Annotated in this window: 1 protein-coding gene; it reads left to right on the forward strand. The window is 73.3% G+C overall.

What is annotated here, in order from left to right; all coding sequences use genetic code 11:
* Window positions 1-4: 4 nt before the first annotated feature.
* The coding region (locus CCN72_RS25375) for a family 1 glycosylhydrolase (RefSeq protein WP_143664196.1) at window positions 5-898 on the forward strand (894 nt) is incomplete at its 3' end.

Raw genomic sequence — 898 nt, forward strand, 5'->3', positions numbered from 1 at the left:
GAACGTGTCCCAGATCGAGGGCGCGGTACGGGAGGGCGGCCGCACCCCCTCGATCTGGGACACGTTCAGCCATACCCCGGGCAGGACGGCGGGCGGTGACCACGGTGACATCGCCGTGGACCACTACCACCGCTACCGCGAGGACGTCGCGCTCATGGCCGACCTCGGCCTGAACGCCTACCGGTTCTCCGTCTCCTGGTCCCGGGTGCAGCCGACCGGCCGGGGCCCCGCGGTCCAGGTGGGCCTGGACTTCTACCGCCGACTCGTGGACGACCTGCTGGAGCACAACATCCAGCCCGCCGTCACCCTCTACCACTGGGACCTGCCGCAGGAGCTGGAGGACGCGGGCGGCTGGCCGGAGCGGGAGACCGCGCTGCGGTTCGCGGAGTACGCCCAGCTCGTCGGGGACGCCCTGGGCGACCGGGTGGAGCACTGGATCACCCTCAACGAGCCCTGGTGCAGCGCCTTCCTGGGCTACGGCTCCGGGGTGCACGCCCCCGGCCGCACCGACCCGGCGGCCTCGCTGCGCGCCGCGCACCACCTCAACCTGGGCCACGGCCTCGCCGTCTCGGCGCTGCGCTCGGTGATGCCCACCCGCAACCAGATCGCGGTCAGCCTCAACTCCTCGGTGGTGCGGCCGCTCTCGCAGGACCCGGCCGACCTCGCGGCGGTGCGGCGCATCGACGACCTGGCCAACGGCGTCTTCCACGGTCCGATGCTGCACGGCGCGTACCCCGCCTCGCTGCTGGCGGACACCGCCTCGGTCACCGACTGGTCGTTCGTACAGGACGGCGACCTCGCCGCGGCCAAGGCGCCGTTGAACGCGCTGGGCCTGAACTACTACACCCCCGCGCTCGTCTCGGCCGCCCCCGGCAAGGTCGCGGGTCCGCGCGCGGAC

Origin of the sequence: Streptomyces murinus (assembly GCF_002154555.1) — a bacterium.
Lineage (GTDB): Bacteria > Actinomycetota > Actinomycetes > Streptomycetales > Streptomycetaceae > Streptomyces > Streptomyces murinus.